This is a genomic window from Candidatus Bathyarchaeota archaeon (genome assembly GCA_026014685.1).
Classification (GTDB): Archaea; Thermoproteota; Bathyarchaeia; order Bathyarchaeales; family Bathycorpusculaceae; genus Bathycorpusculum.
The window spans coordinates 1-4,681 of record JAOZHW010000006.1 but is presented as its reverse complement, the minus strand read 5'-3'; the positions used below and the strand labels follow the sequence as shown (position 1 = coordinate 4,681).

The following is a 4,681-nucleotide window of genomic DNA, read 5'->3' as shown; positions in this document are numbered from 1 at the left end:
GGATCGGCAACTGCGGCTTCAAAAAACAGTTCGAAAACCCAGGCGACCAAAAACTCGTAGACATCAAAGACTTCTGCGCAAAACAGCAGTTCACGGAAATAAGCGGCAACATCCCAGACGACAAATTCTTCAACCCCTAAAAGAGGCACCAGCCATGCTGAGCCATAAACTCTGCCCGCTAGCCGCTGCCTATCCGCAGCAGGAAGACGCTTCCTGTCTTGGCGAAGACTGCGCCTGCTACGTCAAAATGCACAAACCCCGATACATGAAAGCAGACCACTACCGCATCATCGACCCCGAGTACTTCTACCGCTACGTCGGCTGCGGACTGGTAACGCATGTTCCATGGGAACTGGTAAAGCGCAAAGAGAAAACGAAAGCCAACAGTGAAGGGGCGACGCAGTGATGGACAAGCAGGTCGAATTTTTAGTCAAGCTCAGAGACGCCGCTTTGATGATTGCTGACGCCGCCAATGAATTCATTGATTCTCTGGCGCCGCCTGAAGTAAAAGAAAAAACGCAAGCAGCCGCCGTCCAAGAAATCACCTTCACCACACTAAGGTTTGAGCCGCAGCAGGGCGCAAAACTCGGCGATTTCGAAGTCGCCTACAAACAAAACAACATCCCCGACAAGTGGCAAAGCGCCTACAACATCCTAAGAAACAGTAACGCAACCATCAAAGACCGCTACCACGGCGAAGGCTACCAGTACAGCTATTGGCTATACGGCGAAGACAAGATCTACCGCCAAAAACTCAAACCCAAAACCGCAACCTAACGCGCAGGAGGCAACTTTTCTTGAGGAGATATCGAACATGGGTTTATCTTAACGCTGAAGGCAAGCAGGCATGGGGCGACATTTTCCCTGATGGCGCGGTTCCAGTGCAGAGCATGCTTCCCCAAACGGCAACGCTGGAAGGCATCGAAGCAGCCGAACGCGTCTTCCTCGTCGCCTGGAAAGACCTGACGCCACAGCAGCAGGACGCCATACTCGAAAAACTAAGCAAACGCCACAGTGCATCCAAAGACGCCATACTCAAAGACATCACAAAAAAGGGCTTGCCGCTCAGGGAGAAGTACACTGACGGGTCAGGCACAACTCGGCTGGAATTCTTCGTCTAAAGGAGCGTTCTTATGGTTCAGCGGGGCAAAGGCAAAAAATGCGGCGACTGCGCCAACTACAAAGTCAAAGACAGCCCATGCACCTACCAAGACGACATACGCAAAGGCGTAATCCTCAAAACTGACCCTGCATGCGAAGACTTCTACCCCAAAGACAAAGAAAAGCCTAAACTGCACAAGACCTGCGGCATTGCCGAGCAAGGCTACTTTGAAGCCATCTACCACAAGGGGAAGCCAGCATTTCTCGTGGCAAACAAGGACTCGTTTAGGGTTTGTGAAGATGTCACAGCCGAAGGCGAAGCCTTCCTGCCAAAAGAGTACCCAAACGAGTACCCCTACGAACCCTACGGATACTACGAAGGCACTGTGCCCAGCCGCGAGGAACTGTTCTGGAAGGTAAGAGACGAATTTGACCTGTTTTTGGATGTGGAGTCGATTTGGAAAGACTACCTCGCAGCCTGCGTCTTGCTGAGTTATCAGCAGGAGAAATTGCGCACGGTGCCCTACGTGTACTTCGTGGGCGATAACGAGAGCGGAAAAACTGTTGCGCTGAACCTGCTTAACTGGCTGTGCTACCGCCCCATGCTAGGCGTCACCATCCCCTCAGCGGATACGTACGGCTACTTGGATGATTCCGAGGCGCCTGGCACCATATTGGAGGATGAGGCGCAGGGGCTGCAGCGGGATATGGAGAAATCAAAGATTTACAAGGCAGGCTACAAACGAGGCGCCGTCGTTCCAAGAACCATGATTACTCAGAACAAGCGGTTCATCAAGTACTTCCGCGTTTTCTGCTTCAAAGCCTGCGCCGCTGAAGAAATCCCCCACGTAAAAGGCTTGCTGGAGCGCTTCATCTTCATTCCTATGGTGGAAGGTTATCCGCGTAGGGATTGGGCGGACTTTAACGAGGAAGACGAGAAGCGCCTCCGACAGTTGCGGGATATGTTGCTGAAATGGCGTTTAGCCAGCATGGAATGGAAGATTCCCGAAATCGACCTAGCCGTCAAGGGGCGCCTAAAAGAGCTCTGGAAACCCATCCTCCAAATCGTCTCAGGCTTAACCGTTGAGGCGGATTTGCGGATACATCTTGAGCTGCTGCAGAAGGAACGGCTGAACGAGAAAACCAACACGTTGGAAGGCCACATCGTCAAAGTCATCTGCGAACTGTACGCGCCCAATCAGCCGCTTGCCTTCGCCGACGTCTGGGACGCATTAGTCAAGGATTTGGAGGGTAAACTGGACGACAAGAAGCCCAACAAGATGGATACAGCTGAATTCGGCGAAGTCACCAAACAGAAGGTCGGCTACAGGCTACGCGAAGTGCTAAGCGGCAGAAAAACCAACACAAGGGGACAGAAGGGTCCGGGCAGAATCTACGAATTCGACGCAGAGAAGCTTAGGCGCATAGCCAAAAAGTACGGCTGCAGCCTTGCAAACAAGTTAACGAGTTACCCAACATCTGCAGGTGCCGACGCGTCAAAAGCTGAAAATGAAGCCTCAGAAACAGGCTCCATTTCGCAAAATACACCTGATTTAGGGAGTGAAAAAACCGAAAAAGAGACAGAGACACAGGGAGAAGTCGTTTCACTTGTTAACTCGTTTGCAAACCTCAGCTTCGAGGAGCTGGCGGCTAAAGCTAAGTCGGTTTACAGGTTGACGATGGATTTTGGGATTGAAACCTGCGTGTGCTGCGGCGCCAAGGGCAGACCAGACTGGCAGGTGACGCTCTTTGACGAATCTTGGGGCTTCCTCTGCGGACCATGCGGGCTAAGGCTTTCAGAGAGGTTGAGTAGCCATGAGTAAGGCTTCTGACTTGCAAGAGCTCGTCTTTGTCCGTTACATTGACCATGTACTTTATCACCGAGCTTCTGCTCTGGCTATGCGACCACAAGTTCGAGAAGCGGTTGGCTGGCTACTCTACGAGTGCCCCGATTATTTGACGCTCAGCTGGGACAGGGACGCTGACACGCCTTCGCTGCGTGGCGGTGACCCTAAAGCTTCAGGGCTGGTGCTGCTGAAAAGCGACATCTTGGATTTGCAGAGGCTCAAAGTCTGCCCGCAACCATTACAAACAAATTGTGACTGGAATTTAAATCGCAAACACCCCATAATAAAAGCCGAGTTCGCGTTCCGACCATCGGAGCGAAAAACTCCCGGAGCAAAAGACTCCACAAGGAAAGAAACGCCATGACAGAGCAAACAACTACTGTAGCCCCCGCTATAACCCGCAACCGCAACCTTACCGTCGAAGAACTGAAAAGCCTAAATCTACCGCTGACATTCCAAGGCGACCTCATAATCATCGACAGAAGCTTAAGCGGCTGGAAACTCAGACAACCCATAGCCATCGAACTCCAAAAAATCCTACAAGCCAAAGAAAAAGGCTTAGTCGACTACATCATCCGCTCATGCCTCAACGAACGCCCAAGCATAATCCCATACATCTTCAACAACGAAAGCCTACTCAAAATAGCCCGACATTTCCTGCGCCACTGCTCAGGCTCCCAAAAAAGCTGCGTGCTCTACTCAGTCAATGTCAGAAAATACGCAACATGGCTCGGACACAGCCCAGACGCCATCATCCAAGACGCAAAACCAGTCGGCGCCATACCCGACCCCATAAAAGTCCAAAACCACTGCGGATTCCTAAGCGACTACTTAGCTGAACTACAAGATGCTGGTCTTAAGCCATCTGCAGTCTGCAACTGCATTAAAGCCGTCAAAACCTTCTACCGAGTAAACGGCATCAAAAAAGTCGAACTCGACGAGCCGCTTAGCCGAAAGACAGCCTACAAAGACCGAGCGCCAAAACCTGAAGAAATCGCCACCATGCTAGACAAAGCTGCCACACGCGAAAGCTTCATCATCGCAGCCATAGCCACAGGCGGATTCCGAGAAGGAACCTTCGCCAAACTCAAATACCGACACGTCAAAGAAGACTTGGAAGCAGGACGAGTGCCAATCCACGTTCATGTCGAAGCCGCAATCACTAAAGGCAAATACCACGACTACGACACTTTCCTAAATGCTGAAGCAAGCCAACTGCTCAAGTTGTACATAGCAGAAAGAAGACAAGGTAGCCGATATACGCCGCCAGAAGAAATCACCGACGACTCACCGCTAATTAGAAACAGCCACTTTGCAAACCGAGTCGTAGGCGTAACCGAAAAATGCATCAGACAAATAGTCCACAACTTAGCCGTTGAAGCAAAAATCGCCAAAAAACTTCCAGACAGCTGGATGTACAGCGTCAGAACCCACAGCCTGAGAAAATTCTTCAGAACTCAGATGAGCGCAGCAAAAATTGACACCGACATCATCAACTACATGATGGGCCACACAATCGATACCTATGAAGACGTCCAAAGCTTAGGCATAGAAACCCTCAGAAACATCTACCAATCTGCAGGGCTGGCAATCAGACCTAAAACGCAGCTAAACAGAATCGCGCAACTAAAAGAAATAATACGGGCGTGGGGCGAAAACCCCGAAGAAATCTTGACCAAAGATGCCTTAAAGCGGGGAAACATCACCGAGACACAAGAACAAACAGAAAACCA

General features: G+C 50.9%; 6 protein-coding genes. All 6 read left to right on the top strand.

The window, feature by feature from the left end; translation table 11 throughout:
* Positions 1 to 154: 154 nt before the first annotated feature.
* Positions 155 to 406, top strand: a complete 252-nt coding sequence (locus tag NWE96_04290; protein MCW3983196.1) for a hypothetical protein — start codon at positions 155 to 157, stop codon at positions 404 to 406.
* Entirely contained in the window at positions 406 to 777 is a 372-nt protein-coding gene (locus NWE96_04285; protein ID MCW3983195.1) for a hypothetical protein, read from the top strand. The genes NWE96_04290 and NWE96_04285 overlap by 1 nt, the downstream gene beginning before the upstream one ends.
* Positions 778 to 797: 20 nt before the next feature.
* Positions 798 to 1,121, top strand: coding sequence for a hypothetical protein (locus NWE96_04280; GenBank protein MCW3983194.1), 324 nt, complete (start codon positions 798 to 800; stop codon positions 1,119 to 1,121).
* 12 nt (positions 1,122 to 1,133) lie between these two features.
* Entirely contained in the window at positions 1,134 to 2,924 is a 1,791-nt protein-coding gene (locus tag NWE96_04275; GenBank protein MCW3983193.1) for a hypothetical protein, read from the top strand.
* The gene (locus NWE96_04270; protein ID MCW3983192.1) at positions 2,917 to 3,312 is read left to right on the top strand and encodes a hypothetical protein; all 396 of its coding nucleotides are present in this window, start codon (positions 2,917 to 2,919) and stop codon (positions 3,310 to 3,312) included. The genes NWE96_04275 and NWE96_04270 overlap by 8 nt, the downstream gene beginning before the upstream one ends.
* On the top strand, positions 3,309 to 4,681 hold a 1,373-nt coding region (locus NWE96_04265; protein MCW3983191.1), incomplete at its 3' end, for a site-specific integrase. The genes NWE96_04270 and NWE96_04265, both read left to right, overlap by 4 nt.